A 335-nucleotide genomic window follows, 5' to 3' on the forward strand; every position below is an offset into this window, starting at 1 on the left:
CCTCAAGAGCGAGGCGCTGTCCATGGGCAAGGAGAACTCGCTGCGGCCCGGCATCGCCTACGCCAACGCGCCCGGCTGGAACGAGAAGGACCGCAACTACCTCGACGAGATCCTGGTCGACTATGTTCGGGACGCTCGTCTGCACGCCCGGGACAACGACCTCCCGGACCCGTACGAAAAGAAGTGACGTTCATGAGGTCCGCGCTGGCAAGGATCGGGGTGGCCGCCGCAGCGGCCGCCCTCCTCACGAGCTGCTCCGGGGGCGACGGGGGTACGAAGGAACCCGAGGGCCTGGCCGCGGCCGAGGTCTGCGGGGGCTTCGCCAAGGAGGGGCC

General features: G+C 69.3%; 1 protein-coding gene. It reads left to right on the forward strand.

Annotation, left to right across the window (positions count from 1 at the left end; translation table 11 throughout):
* On the forward strand, positions 1-187 hold a 187-nt coding region (locus tag OQ02_RS45435; protein WP_033443829.1), incomplete at its 5' end, for a hypothetical protein.
* Positions 188-335 lie beyond the last annotated feature (148 nt).

The organism is Saccharothrix sp. NRRL B-16314 (assembly GCF_000716595.1).
Classification (GTDB): Bacteria; Actinomycetota; Actinomycetes; order Mycobacteriales; family Pseudonocardiaceae; genus Actinosynnema.